Source organism: Catellatospora vulcania (assembly GCF_009720385.1).
Taxonomy (GTDB): Bacteria; Actinomycetota; Actinomycetes; order Mycobacteriales; family Micromonosporaceae; genus Catellatospora; species Catellatospora vulcania.
In genome coordinates, this window is sequence record NZ_WARX01000014.1 from 210,659 (window position 1) to 226,049 (window position 15,391).

Here is a 15,391-nt window from a genome sequence, read left to right on the forward strand (position 1 = left end):
CCGGCCGGTATTCACCCCAGCGGGTCGGCGAGCAACTGCTCGAAGGCGAGTTCCGCCGCGCCCAGCAGGGCCGCGTCGCCGCCCAGCTTGGGCGTGCGCAGCCGGACGTGCTCGCGGGTGGCGGGCAGGCCGATGCTGTTCAGCCGGCTGCGCACCTGCGCCGCCGAGGCCAGGTAGACGTCGCGCAGCGTGCCGCCGAAGATGACCAGCTCAGGGTTGAAGATGTTGACCAGGTTGGCCACGCCGAACCCGAGCCAGTCGCCGACCTGGCGTACCGCGACCTGGGCGGTGGCGTCGCCGCGCGCGGCGGCCTCGACCACGGCCAGCACCGCCTCGCTGCCCAGCGCGGTGTCCCGGCCGGCCGCGCGCAGCAGCGCCTGCTCGCCGATCTCGGTCTCCCAGCAGCCGCGGGAGCCGCAGCCGCAGGGGCGGCCGTGCGGGTTGACCACCATGTGGCCGACCTCGCCGCCGTAACCGCCGTGCCCGGTGACCCGGCGCCCGCCGGCGATGATGCCCGCGCCGACGCCGACGTCGCCGTACATGTAGATGATGTTGTCGCAGCCCACGGCGACGCCGCGGGTGTGCTCGGCGAGCGCGCACAGATCTGCCACGTTGCCGACGGCGACCTGCGGGAGCAGGTCGGGCAGCCGGTCCTGCAGCGCGTGCCCGAGCGGCTCGTCCAGCCAGCCCAGGTGCGGTCCGAGCCGGACCAGGCCGTCCTCGCGGCGGACCAGCCCGCACACGGCGATGCCGGCCCCGATGCACCGGGCCTGCGGCTTGACGCTCTCTGCCATCTGCGCGACGAACTCGGCCACGGGGCGTACCGCCTCGATGGCCTCGCCGTGCGGGCGCGGCGCCTCCCGCTGATCCAGGATGACGCCGCCCAGCCCGACCCGCGCCACCCGGATCCGGTCCACCTCCACGCTCGCGGCGTAGGCGTAGACCAGGTCCGAGGACGGGCGCACCACCAGCGACGGGCGGCCGGCGCGGCCGGTCTCCCGCGGCGCCTCCTCGCTGACCAGGCCGACAGCGGCCAGGTCAGCGGTGAGGGCGCCGATGGTGGAGCGGTTGAGACCGAGTTCGGAGGTGAGCTCGGCGCGGGAGATGGAGCCGCGCACGTGCACGAACCGCAGCAACGCGCCGAGGTTCTGCCGCCGGATCTCCTCCTGGCTCGGTCCCGCTCGCATGATTCTCCCGTTTACAGGCGTACGTCGGTTCAGCTGCTCGCGGCGGAACGCCTACGCGAGAAAGCGTCCACGCTCGCCGCCAGCAGCAGCACGATGCCGGTGGCAACGTACTTGTACGCCGAACTCCAGCCGACCAGGCCCATGCCGTTGATGATCATCGTGATGACCAGGCCGCCGAGCACCGCGTCGAGGACGCGGCCCTTGCCGCCGAAGAGGCTGGTGCCACCGATGACGGCCGCGGCGACGCCGTACAGCAGCACGTTCGAGCCGCCCGTGTTCGGGTCGACCGAGCGCGCCATGCTGGCGGCGAGGATGCCGCTGACCGCCGCCATCGCGGAGCAGATGACGAACGCGGAGATGCGGATGCGGTCCACGGCGATACCGGCCCGGCGGGCCGCCTCGCGGTTGCCGCCGACGGCGTAGATGTGGCGGCCGAAGGCGGTGCGGCGCAGCACGAACGTCCACAGCAGCAGGAGCACGCCGATCACGGGCACCACGATCGGCACGCCCTTGAGCGAGAACAGCGCGTTGCGGCTGCGCTCCTCGTTCAGCACGGCGACGGCGATGCCGACGAGCACGGCCAGGCCCACCACGCGGAAGGTGACGACCTGCCAGAGCAGCGCGGGCAGCCCGCGGCGGCGGCGGTTGCGCTGCTGGATGAGCTGGGTGGCGGCGAAGCCGAGCACGGTCAACGCGCCCAGTGCCCAGCCGACCGTCGGCGGCAGGTACTCGTTCTCCAGCGAGATGATGACCTCGTCGCGGATCGAGATGTTGGTGCCTTCCTTGAGCAGCCACAGCACGGTGCCCTGGAAAGCCAGGAAGCCGGCGAGGGTGACCACGAAGGAGGGGATGCCGACCTTCGCCACCAGGAAGCCCAGCAGCAGGCCGATCACGACGCCGGTGACGATCGCCGCGAGCACCCCGACGTACCAGGGGAAGCCGTGCGTGGTCAGCATGATCGCGAGCACCGCGGCGCAGACGCCCGAGGCGAAGCCGGCGCTGAGGTCGATCTCGCCGAGCAGCAGCACGAAGACCAGGCCCATGCCGAGCACGACGATCGGTCCGGCCTGGGTGAGCAGGTTGGCGAAGTTCAGCGGGGTGAGGAAGGACGGCCGGGCGGCCGAGAAGACGATCGACAGTACGATGATGCCGAGCACCGCCGGCAGCGCGCCCATGTCGCCGCCGCGGACCCGCTGGCCGTAGCTGCGCAGGTAACCCCAGAGACCGCCGTCGTCCTTCGCCGGGAGCGCGACCTTCTCCCCGGTCTCGTAGGGGTTCGTGGTGGTGGTGCTCACGCTGCGGCTCCTTCCTCGACGAGGCCCAGCGTGCCGCTGCGGCCGGAGGTGATCAGCTCGACGACCTGCGAGTGGGTGACGTCCGAGGTCTTCACCTGGGCCGCCATCCGTCCCAGGTAGAGCGCGGCGATCTGGTCGGAGACAGCGAACACGTCGTTCATGTTGTGGGAGATCAGGACAACGGCCAGACCGTTGTCGGCCAGGCGGCGGACCAGCTCCAGCACCTGCTGGGTCTGCGCCACGCCCAGGGCGGCGGTCGGCTCGTCGAGGATGACCAGCTTGCTGTTCCAGAGCACGGCCTTGGCGATGGCCACGGTCTGCCGCTGGCCGCCGGACAGGCTCGACACCTGCTGGCGCACCGACTTGACGGTACGCACGGACAGGCCGGCCAGCGTCTGCTGCGCGAGCTGCTCCATCGTCGGCTCGTCGAGGATCATGCCGCTCTTCTTCTCACGGCCCAGGAACATGTTCTGGACGATGTCCAGGTTGTCGCACAGGGCGAGATCCTGGTAGACGATCTCGACGCCGTGGCTGGCGGCGTCGCGCGGGTTGTGCACGTGGACGGGCTTACCCTCCATCAGGTACTCGCCTGAGTCGATGGGGTAGATCCCGCCGATGCACTTGACCAGCGTTGACTTGCCGGCGCCGTTGTCGCCGATGAGTGCGGTTACCTCGCCTGGGTGGACGGTGAGGGCGACGTCCCGCAGCACCTGCACCGGGCCGAAGCTCTTGTTGATCCCACGCAGTTCGAGTAGAGGGGTTCCCATCAGGGCGCTCCGTTCGAGGGGTTACTGCCTGTTCCACAGACGTGGTCCCCGGGGTGCCTTGCGACCCCCAGGGACCACATTCTGGTTGAGCGTGCAGGTCAGCTGATGCCGGCCTCGGTGCACTTGGCCGCGAAGTCGGCGGTGCACAGCTCTGCCTTGGTGACGTAGCCGTCGGTGACGACGTCCTTCACGTTGTTGAAGTAGATCGCCTGCGGCTCCAGCAGGACCGAGGGCACGTCCTTGCCGGTCTCGGAGTCCTTGGTGGTCTGCGAGACGGACTTGGTCTCACCCTTGGCCAGGGCGATCGCCAGCTCGGCGGTCGCGGTGGCCTCCTTCTTGACGGCCTTGTACACGGTCATGCACTGGTCGCCGAGGAGGATGTTCTGCAGGCCCTGCACGGTCGCGTCCTGGCCGGTGACCGGGACCTTGCCGTTGAGCTTGTTCTTCTTCAGGATCGAGATCGCCGCGTTGCCCAGGCCGTCGTTCGCGGCGAGCACGCCGTCGATCTTGCCGTTGGCCTTGGTCAGCATCTGCTCGAAGATCACGCCACCCTGCGCGTTGTCCCAGTCCGGCACGGCCTGGTCGTCAGCGAGGGTGTACTCCTTGGCGTCGTACTTCGGCTTCAGCACCGACACGCCGCCCTCCTTGAAGAGGGTCGCGTTGTTGTCGGTCGGCGAGCCGTTCAGCTGCACGATGGCCGGGTTCTTGGCGCCCTTCTCAGTGAGGCACTTGACCAGGCCCTCACCCTGCAGGCGGCCGACCGCGACGTTGTCGAAGGACACGTAGTACTTCGCGTTGCCGCCCAGCGTGAGCCGGTCGTAGTCGATCGTGGGGATGCCCTGCGCCGCGGCCTTGTCCAGCACGGCCTTGCCGGTGCCGGAGTCGAGGTTGACGATGACCAGGACGGTGACGCCCTTGGTGATCATCTGGTCGGCGAGGCTCTGGAACTGGGTCTTGTCACCCTGGGCGTTCTGGATGTCGTACTTGACACCCGCGGCCTTGAAGGCCTCTTCCAGGTACTTGCGGTCCGCGGTCTCCCAGCGGGCCGAGGACTTGCTGTCCGGCAGGATGACGCCCACGTAGGGCGTCTTCGAGTCGGCGGGCTGGGCGTCTTCCGCACAGGCGGCCAAGCCGGTGACGGCCATCAGGCCGGTCATGGCTACAGCCAGGATCCCTTTGCGCATCGTTGCTCAAATCCTCTCGGATTCAGGGGTGTGTATTCAGGTGGTGCGGGCGGCCCCGCCGGGTTCCGGTTCCAGGCGAGTCCAACAGCGTTCATCAGTGCGTGAGGCCGGTCACACGGGGTTTTGTTGTGTGCGACAACGTATGCGCAACAAATGCAAACGCGCAAGCCCAAGGTTTGTTGTTGGCAATAACAATTCAGCAACGTCCCCGTAACCCGCCCGCTCGCTGCCCTTTCCCGGGGCGACGATCTTGCACGTTTTGTGGGTACGACACACTCAATCCCGGCAATTGGACAACCCGCCCCGCGCGATCATCTTGATCTTGCGAGCTTTCGTCGGACCCGCCCGGCCGCCCGCCGCCCGCCGTCTTTCGTCCGGCGTCGGGCGTCCGCCGTCTGGCGGCCGCGACTCTGGAGGAGTCGCGTCTTCCGGGTGCCCGGGTAGGCGCGACTCTTAACGAGATGTGACGAAGACGGCCTGGTCAGGACCGGGTCGGTGCGACGGGTCAGGTGCGGGCGATGGGGGCGAGGACGGCCGAGGTGAGGCGGACCAGGTCGGCGGGGGCCAGGCGGAGCTGGAGGCCGCGCTTGCCGGCGGAGACGTAGATCAGGTCGGCGTCGAGGGCCGACCGGTCGATCACCGTGGGCAGGCGTTTGCGCTGGCCGAGGGGGCTGATGCCGCCGCGGACGTACCCGGTGGTCTTCTCCGCCAGGTCGCGATCGGCCAGCGCCGCCTTCTTGCCGCCCGCCGCCGCGGCCAGCGCCTTGAGGTCGATCTCGCCGGTCACCGGCACCACCGCCACGGTGAGTGCGCCGTCGACCTCGGTGACCAGCGTCTTGAACACGCGTGCCGGGTCGGCGCCGATGGCGTCGGCGACCAGCGCGCCGTAGTTGGGGGAGTCCGGCGACACCTCGTACGGGTGCAGCGTGTGCTTCACCTTCTGCTTCGTGAGCAGTGCTGTCGCGGGAGTCCCCTGGCTGGCCACGCCGCGATGCTACCGCCGCCGCGGGCCGCGGAATCGATCAGGGACTTGTGGACACGACACGCCGCCGAACCGTGCCATAAGTTCATGATCAACGCAGTTGAGGGACCGGGGTGGCGAGGATGGCCAGCGGGGTGGTTCCGGTGCGGGTGAGCAGGAGGGAGGCCGGGTGGGGGCCGGCGAGGCGGAGGTCGCGGCGGAGTTGTTCGACGTCGAGGGCGCTGCCGCGTTTGAGGATTTCGAGGCGGCCGACGCCGCGGTCGCGGAGGGTGGCGCGCAGGCGTTTGAGGGAGAAGGGGAGGACCTCGTCGACGGCGAAGCAGCGGCCGAAGGGGGACGTGATGGGGGTGTCGGACCAGGTGTAGGCGATGTTCGGGTCGGCTAGCCAGCCGTCGTGGGCGGCGGCGAACTCGGCGACCAGGTGGGCGCGGACGACGGCGCCGTCGGGGTCGGTGACGTAGCAGCCGGGCGGGGCCACCGGGGCGGTCCGGTCGCCGGTGCCGGTGAGCTCATGCGGGACGCCGTCGCGGAACACGGTGGCGCGGCGCGGCGCGGCCGCCAGCGGGCCGCACCAGGCGGCGGCCTCGACCACGTCGCCGTCGACGGAGACCAGCTCCAGCTCGCAGCCGGGGGGCAGCAGCGCCTGATCGATGCCGGGGGCCAGCTTGAGCACGGTGTGCGGCACGCGCTGGGGCAGGGACACCACCCAGTCCCAGGGCGGCGAGTAGTCCTCGGGGCGGAAGACGCGCCGTCCGCCGCTGCGCCGGGCCGGGTCGCAGAACACGGCGTCGACCTGGCTCAGGTCGAAGTCCTGAGCGTCGCCGCAGGCCACGGTCGCGTCGGGGGCGTTGAGCGCGGCGCAGGCGGCGGTCAGCGGGTCGGCGTCGACGCCGTACGCCCGGATGCCGGTGGCGGCGACCGCGCGCAGGTCGGCGCCGAGGCCGCAGCCCAGGTCGGCGAGTGCCGTCACGCCCGCGGCGCGCAGCCGGGCCGCGCGGCGCGTCGCGACGATCTCGCGGGTGGCCTGCTCCAGCCCCGCGCGGGTGAGGAAGACCCGCCCGGCGTCCGCGCCGAACTTGGCCGACGCCCGGCGGCGCAGGGCCACCTGGGTGAGGGCGGCGGCGGCCAGGCCCGGCGGCACGCCGCGAGCCCGCAGCGCCGACGCGGCGGCCAGCTCGTCGGTCCCGGCCAGCTCCGCGGCCAGGTCCAGCGCCGCCACACCGTCGGGGGTACGCAGCTGCGCGAGCTGATCGAGATCCACGCCCTCATTCTGGCAGCGGGCCCGGGGGGCGTCCCGGCGGCGGCAGGCGGATCGACGACGTCACAGCGGCCCGCGACACACCCCCGCTGAGCGCTGGACACCAGGTGAATCGGATAATTCACCAAGTGGCGGCTGGCACTCTCCTTGACTGAGTGCTAGACGCGGCATAATGTTCGGAGTTAGCACCCTGCCATGCAGAGTGCTAACGCATGACCCGCCCGGCGACGCCGACACCCGCGACGACGGCTGCGTTCGGGCAGAAGACTTGACCAGAAGACAACACCCGGGTCTCGTGTTGCGAGAACCGGGGCTATACCCCAGGAGGGTATGCTCGTGACTACCGCGACGAAGGTTGCGATCAAGCCGCTCGAGGACCGGATCCTGGTCCAGGCGAACGAGGCTGAGACCACCACCGCGTCGGGCCTCGTGATCCCCGACACCGCCAAGGAGAAGCCGCAGGAGGGCACCGTCCTCGCTGTCGGCCCCGGCCGCGTCGACGACAAGGGCACCCGCATCCCGGTGGACGTCAAGGTGGGTGACAAGGTCATCTACTCGAAGTACGGCGGCACCGAGGTCAAGTACGCCGGCGAGGAGTACCTGCTGCTCTCCGCCCGCGACGTCCTCGCGGTCGTCGAGAAGTGATCCGTGCGATGCCCCGGCACGCCCTCGCGGGCGGGCCGGGGCATCGTGACGTTTAAGGGAGACGATTGATGCCTAAGATCCTTGCCTTCTCCGACGAAGCGCGGCACCTGCTGGAGCACGGTGTCAACGCACTCGCCGACACCGTCAAGGTCACGCTCGGCCCCAAGGGCCGCAACGTGGTCCTCGACAAGAAGTTCGGCGCGCCCACGATCACCAACGACGGCGTCACCATCGCCAAGGAGATCGAGCTGTCGAGCCCGTACGAGAACCTGGGCGCGCAGCTGGTCAAGGAGGTGGCGACGAAGACCAACGACGTCGCCGGTGACGGCACCACCACGGCCACCGTGCTGGCCCAGGCGATGGTCCGCGAGGGCCTGCGCAACGTGACCGCGGGCACCTACCCCGCCGGCATCAAGCGCGGCATCGACGCGGCCGTCACCAAGATCAGCGACGCGCTGCTGGCCAAGGCGACCCCGGTCGCCGACAAGTCCGACATCGCGCAGGTCGCGACGATCTCGGCGCAGGACTCCACCATCGGTGAGCTGATCGCCGAGGCGATGGACAAGGTCGGCCGCGACGGTGTCATCACCGTCGAAGAGGGCTCGACCATGACCACCGAGCTCGACATCACCGAGGGCATGCAGTTCGACAAGGGCTTCATCTCGCCGCACTTCGTCACCGACCCCGAGTCGGGCGAGGCCGTGCTGGACGACCCGTACATCCTCATCACCACCAGCAAGATCTCCTCGATCGAGGAGCTGCTGCCGCTGCTGGAGAAGGTTCTCCAGACCAGCAAGCCGCTGCTGATCGTGGCCGAGGACGTCGACGGCCAGGCGCTGAGCACGCTGGTGGTGAACTCGATCCGCAAGACCGTCAAGGTCGCCGCGGTGAAGGCCCCCGGCTTCGGCGACCGCCGCAAGGCGATGCTGCAGGACCTCGCCGTGCTCACCGGCGGCGAGCTGATCGCGCCCGAGCTGGGCTACAAGCTCGACGGCGTCACCCTGGAGCAGCTCGGCTCGGCGCGCCGCGCCGTCATCACCAAGGACACCACCACGATCGTGGACGGTGGCGGCTCGCAGCTCGAGGTCGACTCGCGCGTCTCGCAGATCCGCAAGGAGATCGAGGCCTCGGACTCCGACTGGGACAAGGAGAAGCTGGGCGAGCGCCTGGCCAAGCTGTCCGGTGGCATCGCCGTCATCAAGGTCGGCGCCGCGACCGAGGTCGAGATGAAGGAGCGCAAGCACCGCATCGAGGACGCCATCGCGGCCACCCGTGCGGCTGTCGAAGAGGGCATCGTCCCCGGTGGCGGCGCTGCGCTCGCGCAGATCGTCTCCGTGCTCGACGACGACCTCGGCTTCACCGGCGAGGAGAAGGTCGGTGTCTCGATCGTGCGCAAGGCGCTGGTCGAGCCGCTGCGCTGGATCGCGCAGAACGCCGGTCACGACGGTTACGTCATCGTGCAGAAGGTCCAGGCCAGCGAATGGGGCACCGGCCTCGACGCGGCCAAGGGCGAGTTCGTCGACCTGGTCAAGTCCGGCATCGTCGACCCGGTGAAGGTGACCCGCAACGCGGCCATCAACGCCGCGTCGATCGCCGGCCTGCTGCTCACCACCGAGTCGCTGATCGTGGAGAAGCCGGCCAAGGCCGAGCCCGCGGGCAACGGCGGCGGCCACGGCCACGGTCACGGCCACTCGCACGGCCCGGGCTTCTGAGCCTGAGCAGCTGACCTCGACAGCGGGTCCCGGCTCCGGCCGGGGCCCGCTGTCGCCTTTCCGTCCTTTGTGGCATGCGCAACGGTCGATAGGGTCCCTGGCATGACAGGGCGCGGGATGCTGCGGTACTTCGGCCTGGTGGGCCTGGCCTACCTGGTCGCGACGCTGGGCACCGGCCTGACCGACTACCTGACCGCGGCCGAGGTGAGCCGGGCCAGGGCGCTGGCCATCTCGGGCGGCGTGGGCCTGGTGGTGGCCCTGCTGCTGGGCCTGATCGACCTGGCCAAGAGCAGCAGCTCCCGGACCCCGGCCACGGAACTGCCCGGGGTGGCGCCGGGCGCGTTCCCGGCGGCGGGCCGCGCTCAGGTGGGCGGACGCGACGCGACCCGGCCCGGCGGCGGGACCGTCTACCCGGGCGGCTCCGCCTATCCCGCCGGTCGGGCGGCCCCACCCGGCACCCAGGGCTCGGCGTACCCGGGCACGCACGGTGCGGCTTATCCCGGCACCCCCGGTCATCCTGCGGGCGCGGCGGCGGGCTCGTCAGCGCGGCGTGGCGGCGGGATCGGCATGGTGCTGACCGCGCTCCTGCTGCTGGCCCTGTGCGCGGGCGGCGGTTACCTGGCCACTTCGATGGTGCAGGCCGGGGTGGCGAAGCTGAGCGAGTTCGCGACCCCGCCGTGGATCAACAAGCGCAACGAGTCCGGCCAGGAGCGGTTGGCGTCGGAGGCGTCCGAGACCGGCGGGCCGCTGACCATCACCGTGCTGAGCGTCGAGGTCACCAGCCAGGCCACCAAGGTCAAGATCCGCGGCGAGAACACCGGCCGGGACGCGCTGACCCTGCCGGTGTTCGGCCGGGCCCAGCTCACCGTCGCCGGCGAGACACTGCTGCCGGACCCCGGCGCGAGCACTTGGCAGGGGACCGTGCCCGCCGGCGGCGAGGCGACCGGCGTCATCGTCTTCGACGGCGTGCTCGGCCCCGACGTCGACTCGGTACGCCTCTCGTTCAGCGCCATCTACGGCAGCTTCGACACCCCACCCAATATCGCCGTAGACATCCCCATCACCCACTAACCCCACCCCACCCCACCCCGGGCCGCGCCGCGGCCCGGCCTGCAGTTTCGGGGAAACTGCGTGATCAGGGGGCCGCGAGGCTGCAGTTTCCCCGAAACTGCGGCGCGATTCCGGACCCGGGCGTCGGCATCGGTAAGGGATCGGTAAGGCGCGGGTGATGTTGTTCGGGGGGTGTTCGGAGCAGACTGGCGGCGTGGTGAGTCGGAGTCGGGCGATGGTGGCGGGCGTGGTCTCGGCCGCGGTGGCGGTCGGGCTGGGCGAGCTGGTCGCCGTGTGGACGGGACCGCGCAGCGCGCCGCTGATCGCGGTCGGCGGCGCGGTGATCGACCTGGTGCCGGAGCCGGTCAAGGCCGCGGCGATCAGCGTCTTCGGGGTGTACGACAAGGTCGCCCTGCTGGTCGGCACGTCGCTGCTGCTGGCGGTGTTCGCCGCGCTGGTGGGCCTGGCCGCGCGGCGGGACTTCCGCTGGGGCGTGGCCGGGATCGGGCTGTTCGGCCTGATCGGGGCGGTGGCGGCGCTGACCCGTCCGGACGCCGGAGCCTTCGCGTTCCTGCCGGCCGCGCTCGGCGCGGCCGCCGCGGTGGGCGTGCTGCACCTGCTGCTGGGGGTGGCCGACCGCGTGGCGGCGCTGCCCGACAGCCCGGCCACCGAGGCCTCCCGCGCGGCGGGGCGGCGGCGGTTCCTGCGGCTGAGCGCGGCCGGGGTCGGCGCGGCGCTGGTCGCCGGATACGTCGGGCGTGCGCTGGCGTCCCGCAAGGACGTGGAGCAGGCCCGAGCCGGGATCAAGCTGCCGCCGCCGGCGACGCCCGCGCCCGCGCTGCCGGGCACGGTCGATCCGGAGGTGGCGGGCCTGTCCGATTACGTGACCCCGAACGGCGACTTCTACCGCATTGACACGGCGCTGATCGTGCCGCAGGTCGATCCGGCCGGCTGGCAGTTGCGTATCCACGGCCGGGTGGCCCGGCCGATCACGCTGACCTACGAGCAGTTGCTGGCCCGCCCCATGATCGAGCGGTACGTGACGCTGGCCTGCGTCTCCAACGAGGTCGGCGGCGACCTGATCGGCAACGCCCGCTGGCTCGGCGTGCCGCTGAAGGACCTGCTCGACGAGGCCGGCCCGCTGGACGGCGCGGACCAGGTGGTCAGCCGGTCGGTGGACGGCTGGAACTGCGGCACGCCGACCGCGGCGCTGCGCGACGGCCGGGACGCGATGCTGGCGGTGGGCATGAACGGCGAGCCGTTGCCGGTCGAGCACGGCTTCCCGGTGCGGATGGTGGTGCCCGGCCTCTACGGCTACGTCAGCGCCACCAAGTGGGTCACCGAGCTGGAGCTGAGCTCCTTCGCCGACTTCGACGCGTACTGGGTGCGCCGGGGCTGGTCCGCGCAGGGCCCGATCAAGACCGAGTCCCGGATCGACACCCCGCGCGAGGGCGGCACGGTCACCGCGGGCACGGTGACCGTGGCCGGCGTCGCGTGGGCCCAGCACCGCGGGGTCACCGCGGTGGAGGTGCGCGTCGACGACGGCCCGTGGCAGCCCGCGGACCTGGCCGGCACCGTCTCACCGGACACCTGGCGGCAGTGGACGTTCCGCTGGGACGCCGCGCCGGGCGAGCACACGCTCGCCGTGCGCGCGGCGGACACCAGTGGTCAGGTGCAGACGGAGGACCGTGCCGATCCCGCCCCGGACGGGGCGACCGGCTGGCACACGATCAGCGTGCAGGTGCGCTGACGTCCTCGTCCTCGGAGAGGCGAGCCTCGAGCCGCTGCACGTCGACGCGGTCGCCGCGCCGGTCGGCGCATTCACGCCAGCCCAGCTGTAACAGCTGGTGCCGCTCGTGCTCGGTGAACCCGCCCCATACGCCGTATGGCTCGCGGGTGGTAAGCGCATGCGCGGCGCATTCGGATCGCACCGGGCAGCGGCCGCATACCTGTTTCGCCGCGTTCTCGCGACGGCCCCTAGATGAGCCTCTTTCACCATCGGGGTGGAAGAACTGCAGGCTGTCACGGCCTTTGCACGCGCCGTGATGCTGCCAGTCCCAAACGTCGGCTATCGGACCGGGAAGTCTGCGGAAGTGAGCCATCTGACCTCCTAGGGGATGGGAGGCTTGAGTTCAAGCGAAGAGATTTAGGCAACGTCAGCACGTTACTCCGCGTACGTCCACTTGTCGCCATCCAGTGGATGATCAGGTAGTGCTGGACCGAGATTTCGACGGAATCCCCGGAAAGTGCGTAATGATCTGGGTGTCTCGTGGTCTTCTTCGCAGGAGAGAGGGGGATCACCGTGCAGACCGTTCTCGTATGCGTCCGCACCGCCGCGGCGGCCGCGACCATCGCCTCATGTGCCGACCGGTTGGGGGTGGCCGCGGGAGTACGTACCGTGACCAGTGCCGCCGAGGCGATAGCGCAGCTTGCCGCGTTCCCGGCCGGGATCGTGCTGGCCGACACCGCGCTCACCCGGCCCGACACCGTGGGTTTCACCCGAAAGGTGATGACCGCGGTGCCGCACGCCCAGCTGGTGCTGTTCGGCCCGGAGGAGCCTGCCGCCGCGCAGGCCGCCATCCGGGCCGGGGCCAGAGGGCTGATCGGCGGGACCGACCCTGATCCGGTGAGCACCGCCGCCAAGGCGCTGCTGCTGGTCAGCCGACCCGCCACGCGTACCGCCGACGCCATCCGCCCCGCGGTCAGCGGGGTGATGGCCGGGGCCTCCCGCGCGCCCGCCCCCGGCGTCCACGGACCTGGCCGGGCCATGCCTCCCGCGGGTCCGGGCATGTCGGTGCCGTACGCCAACCGCGGTCCGGGCACGGTGTCGTCCGCGGTCGTGCCCGCCCAGCGCGGCGACCTGCCGGGGGAGGCTCCGCCCGGTGGCGCGGTGCGCCCGGCCCGCTCGGTCACCCTGACCGAGCGGGAACTCCAGGTGCTCCGCGGGATGGCCGACGGCCAGAGCAACGCCGAGATCGGCCGCGACCTGTTCGTCTCCGAGGACACCGTGAAGACCCACGCCCGGCGGCTGTTCCGCAAGCTCGGCGCGCGGGACCGGGCCCATGCGGTCGCCGCGGGCTTCCGCGCCGGCCTGGTCTTCTGACCCTCCCGCGCTGAACAAGCAACGAGGCCGCACCCGGTGATCCGGGTGCGGCCTCGGGCACGTGTGGTGGGCTACTCCTCGACCATGTCGTCCACCGCGTCGGCGTAGCCGCGGGCGTACTCCCAGGTCACGTAGTGGTCCGGGTCGGGGTCGTAGGCGGGCTCGTGCACCCGCGGGCGGCCGGAGTCGAGCAGGTGGCGCAGGTTGCCCCGGAGCAGGTCCCAGTCGAAGTAGTGCGGCTCCCGGCAGTCCTCGCAGTCGACCACCAGGCCGCGGATGCCCTTGGGTGAGAGCAGCACCTGGTAGACCTCGAGCTCGGCGAGGTCGGCGAGCAGGTCGGCGCGCTCCTGGGTCGAGAGCTCGCCGTACGCGTCGCCCTCGGGGTCGTCCAGGCCGGCCGTGGGGTCGGTCGGGTCCCCGTGGAAGGGATCAATGGGCTCGTCGTGCTGCACCCCTTCACGTTAGACCCCTGAGCGCGGCAGCGGGGGCATGAGTCCCCCGCGCGTCAGCGACAGATCTCCATGAGGTGGGCCACCCCACCCATGGGCGAATTCGGGGCAGCTCACGCGCTGGGTACGATTTGTTGGAGCCCGATATACCCACATGCCGCTGTTGGGGAGTCGTCGGCGGCCGCCGTTCAGGCGGACGACCGGGACGAGCCAACAGTGGAGCGCTCCGGACCCAGGGGGACAAAAAGATGGACGCCGCCCGCGAGATTCCACTCGGCCTCACCTTCGACGACGTCCTGCTGGTGCCCGGTGAATCGGACCTGATCCCCAGCCAGGTGACCACCCAGACGCGGCTGACCAGGAACGTCACGCTGCAAATCCCGCTGGTGTCGAGCGCCATGGACACCGTCACCGAGGCCCGGATGGCGATCGCGATGGCCCGCCAGGGCGGCATCGGCGTGCTGCACCGCAACCTCTCGGTGGAGGACCAGGCGGCCCAGGTCGACCTGGTGAAGCGGTCCGAGTCCGGCATGATCACCAATCCGGTCACCTGCTCGCCGGACGACACGCTGCGCGACGTGGACGCCACCTGTGCGCGCTACCGGATCTCCGGCCTGCCGGTCACCGACGCCGACGGCACGCTGGTCGGCATCGTCACCAACCGGGACATGCGCTTCGTCACCGACATGTCGGTGAGGGTGCGCGAGGTGATGACGCCGATGCCGCTGGTCACCGCGCCGGTGGGGGCGTCGAAGGAGCAGGCGCTGACACTGCTGCGCTCGCACAAGGTGGAGAAGCTGCCGCTGGTCGACGAGGCCGGCCGGCTGCGCGGGCTCATCACCGTCAAGGACTTCGTCAAGACCGAGCAGTTCCCGCTGGCCACCAAGGACGCCGCGGGACGGCTGCGGGTCGCCGCCGCGGTGGGTGTCGGCGAGGACGGCTACAAGCGGGCGCGGGCGCTGATCGAGGCCGGCGTGGACGTGATCATGGTGGACACCGCGCACGGGCACAACCGGGCCGTGCTGGAGCTGGTCGCGCAGCTCAAGAGGGAGGCCGAGGTCGACATCGTCGGCGGCAACGTGGCCACCTACGCGGGCGCGAAGGCGCTGGTCGAGGCTGGTGCGGACGCGGTCAAGGTCGGCGTCGGGCCGGGCGCCATCTGCACCACCCGGATCGTGGCGGGCGTGGGCGTGCCGCAGATCACCGCCATCATGGAGGCCACCCGGGCGTGCGCGCCCGCGGGCGTGCCGGTGATCGGCGACGGCGGCATCCAGTACTCCGGCGACATCGCCAAGGCGATCGTGGCCGGCGCGGAGACCGTCATGCTCGGGCAGGCGCTGGCCGGCTGCGAGGAGAGCCCCGGCGACCTGGTCTTCATGAACGGCAAGCAGTTCAAGGCGTACCGCGGCATGGGCTCGCTCGGCGCGATGCTGGCCCGCGGCCCGGCGGCCCAGTCCTACTCGAAGGACCGCTACTTCCAGGCCGACGTCACCCAGGCCGACAAGCTCATCCCCGAGGGCGTCGAGGGCCAGGTGCCCTACCGCGGCACCCTGGCCACGGTCGCCCACCAGCTCGTCGGCGGCCTGCGCCAGGCGCAGTTCTACTGCGGCGCGGCCGACATAGCCCAGCTGCGCGAGCGCGGCCAGCTGGTGCGCATCACCGCGGCGGGGCTCAAGGAGTCCCACCCGCACGACATCCAGATGACCGTGGAAGCGCCGAACTACCACTCGCGGTAGCGTCTGCGAAGCTGAAGAGAACC

At 71.0% G+C, this 15,391-nt stretch carries 14 protein-coding genes; 6 read left to right on the forward strand and 8 right to left on the reverse strand.

Annotation, left to right across the window (positions count from 1 at the left end; genetic code table 11):
• Positions 1-11: 11 nt before the first annotated feature.
• The 6 genes from F6W97_RS31215 to F6W97_RS31240 all read right to left on the reverse strand — a co-directional run bounded on the left by F6W97_RS31215 (position 12) and on the right by F6W97_RS31240 (position 6,676).
• Positions 12-1,187 (reverse strand): ROK family transcriptional regulator, encoded by a 1,176-nt coding sequence (locus F6W97_RS31215; protein WP_155374136.1) that lies wholly within the window; start codon positions 1,185-1,187, stop codon positions 12-14.
• Positions 1,188-1,216: 29 nt separating this feature from the next.
• A complete protein-coding gene (locus F6W97_RS31220) occupies positions 1,217-2,362 on the reverse strand; it encodes a sugar ABC transporter permease (RefSeq protein WP_155374265.1) in 1,146 nt (381 codons plus the stop codon).
• A gap of 116 nt (positions 2,363-2,478) precedes the next feature.
• A complete protein-coding gene (locus F6W97_RS31225) occupies positions 2,479-3,252 on the reverse strand; it encodes an ATP-binding cassette domain-containing protein (protein WP_155374137.1) in 774 nt (257 codons plus the stop codon).
• Positions 3,253-3,347: 95 nt separating this feature from the next.
• Positions 3,348-4,433 (reverse strand): sugar ABC transporter substrate-binding protein, encoded by a 1,086-nt coding sequence (locus tag F6W97_RS31230; RefSeq protein ID WP_155374138.1) that lies wholly within the window; start codon positions 4,431-4,433, stop codon positions 3,348-3,350.
• A 505-nt stretch (positions 4,434-4,938) separates the two neighbouring features.
• Complete coding sequence (gene ybaK, locus F6W97_RS31235; RefSeq protein ID WP_155374139.1) at positions 4,939-5,418, reverse strand: Cys-tRNA(Pro) deacylase; 480 nt, start codon at positions 5,416-5,418, stop codon at positions 4,939-4,941.
• Positions 5,419-5,506: 88 nt separating this feature from the next.
• Entirely contained in the window at positions 5,507-6,676 is a 1,170-nt protein-coding gene (locus F6W97_RS31240) for a class I SAM-dependent methyltransferase (RefSeq protein WP_155374140.1), read from the reverse strand.
• A gap of 327 nt (positions 6,677-7,003) precedes the next feature.
• Here F6W97_RS31240 and groES point away from each other — a divergent pair, with 327 nt between their 5' ends.
• The 4 genes from groES to F6W97_RS31260 all read left to right on the forward strand — a co-directional run bounded on the left by groES (position 7,004) and on the right by F6W97_RS31260 (position 11,830).
• Positions 7,004-7,318: a co-chaperone GroES gene (groES, locus tag F6W97_RS31245; RefSeq protein ID WP_186315790.1), complete on the forward strand. Its 315-nt coding sequence runs from the start codon at positions 7,004-7,006 to the stop codon at positions 7,316-7,318.
• A 68-nt stretch (positions 7,319-7,386) separates the two neighbouring features.
• Positions 7,387-9,030 carry a chaperonin GroEL gene (gene groL, locus F6W97_RS31250; RefSeq protein WP_155374141.1) on the forward strand — a complete coding sequence of 548 codons (1,644 nt, stop codon included), beginning with the start codon at positions 7,387-7,389 and terminating at the stop codon, positions 9,028-9,030.
• 102 nt (positions 9,031-9,132) lie between these two features.
• A complete protein-coding gene (locus tag F6W97_RS31255; RefSeq protein ID WP_155374142.1) occupies positions 9,133-10,101 on the forward strand; it encodes a hypothetical protein in 969 nt (322 codons plus the stop codon).
• A 157-nt stretch (positions 10,102-10,258) separates the two neighbouring features.
• Positions 10,259-11,830 (forward strand): molybdopterin-dependent oxidoreductase, encoded by a 1,572-nt coding sequence (locus F6W97_RS31260; RefSeq protein WP_155374143.1) that lies wholly within the window; start codon positions 10,259-10,261, stop codon positions 11,828-11,830.
• Here the strand turns inward: F6W97_RS31260 and F6W97_RS31265 are convergent.
• Complete coding sequence (locus tag F6W97_RS31265; protein ID WP_155374144.1) at positions 11,811-12,182, reverse strand: WhiB family transcriptional regulator; 372 nt, start codon at positions 12,180-12,182, stop codon at positions 11,811-11,813. The genes F6W97_RS31260 and F6W97_RS31265 overlap by 20 nt on opposite strands.
• A 200-nt stretch (positions 12,183-12,382) precedes the next feature.
• Between F6W97_RS31265 and F6W97_RS31270 the strand changes: the two genes are divergently transcribed.
• Positions 12,383-13,183, forward strand: coding sequence for a helix-turn-helix transcriptional regulator (locus tag F6W97_RS31270; RefSeq protein ID WP_155374145.1), 801 nt, complete (start codon positions 12,383-12,385; stop codon positions 13,181-13,183).
• 71 nt (positions 13,184-13,254) lie between these two features.
• On the opposite strand, the gene F6W97_RS31275 is transcribed toward F6W97_RS31270, so the two are convergent.
• Positions 13,255-13,635 carry a DUF5319 domain-containing protein gene (locus tag F6W97_RS31275; protein ID WP_120317068.1) on the reverse strand — a complete coding sequence of 127 codons (381 nt, stop codon included), beginning with the start codon at positions 13,633-13,635 and terminating at the stop codon, positions 13,255-13,257.
• A 245-nt stretch (positions 13,636-13,880) separates the two neighbouring features.
• On the opposite strand from F6W97_RS31275, the gene guaB reads away from it, so the two are divergent.
• Entirely contained in the window at positions 13,881-15,368 is a 1,488-nt protein-coding gene (gene guaB / locus F6W97_RS31280) for an IMP dehydrogenase (RefSeq protein ID WP_155374146.1), read from the forward strand.
• The last annotated feature ends 23 nt before the right edge of the window (positions 15,369-15,391 follow it).

What these genes read in the sequence shown, in the direction of transcription:
- F6W97_RS31220 (WP_155374265.1), bottom strand. Translation starts at nt 2,362, where the DNA reads ATGGGCGCGCTGCCGGCGGTGCTCGGCATCATCGTACTGTCGATCGTC.
- F6W97_RS31260 (WP_155374143.1), top strand. Translation starts at nt 10,259, where the DNA reads ATGTTGTTCGGGGGGTGTTCGGAGCAGACTGGCGGCGTGGTGAGTCGG.
- guaB (WP_155374146.1), top strand. Translation starts at nt 13,881, where the DNA reads ATGGACGCCGCCCGCGAGATTCCACTCGGCCTCACCTTCGACGACGTC.
- F6W97_RS31230 (WP_155374138.1), bottom strand. Translation starts at nt 4,433, where the DNA reads ATGCGCAAAGGGATCCTGGCTGTAGCCATGACCGGCCTGATGGCCGTC.
- F6W97_RS31255 (WP_155374142.1), top strand. Translation starts at nt 9,133, where the DNA reads ATGACAGGGCGCGGGATGCTGCGGTACTTCGGCCTGGTGGGCCTGGCC.
- groES (WP_186315790.1), top strand. Translation starts at nt 7,004, where the DNA reads ATGCTCGTGACTACCGCGACGAAGGTTGCGATCAAGCCGCTCGAGGAC.
- F6W97_RS31265 (WP_155374144.1), bottom strand. Translation starts at nt 12,182, where the DNA reads ATGGCTCACTTCCGCAGACTTCCCGGTCCGATAGCCGACGTTTGGGAC.
- F6W97_RS31215 (WP_155374136.1), bottom strand. Translation starts at nt 1,187, where the DNA reads ATGCGAGCGGGACCGAGCCAGGAGGAGATCCGGCGGCAGAACCTCGGC.
- groL (WP_155374141.1), top strand. Translation starts at nt 7,387, where the DNA reads ATGCCTAAGATCCTTGCCTTCTCCGACGAAGCGCGGCACCTGCTGGAG.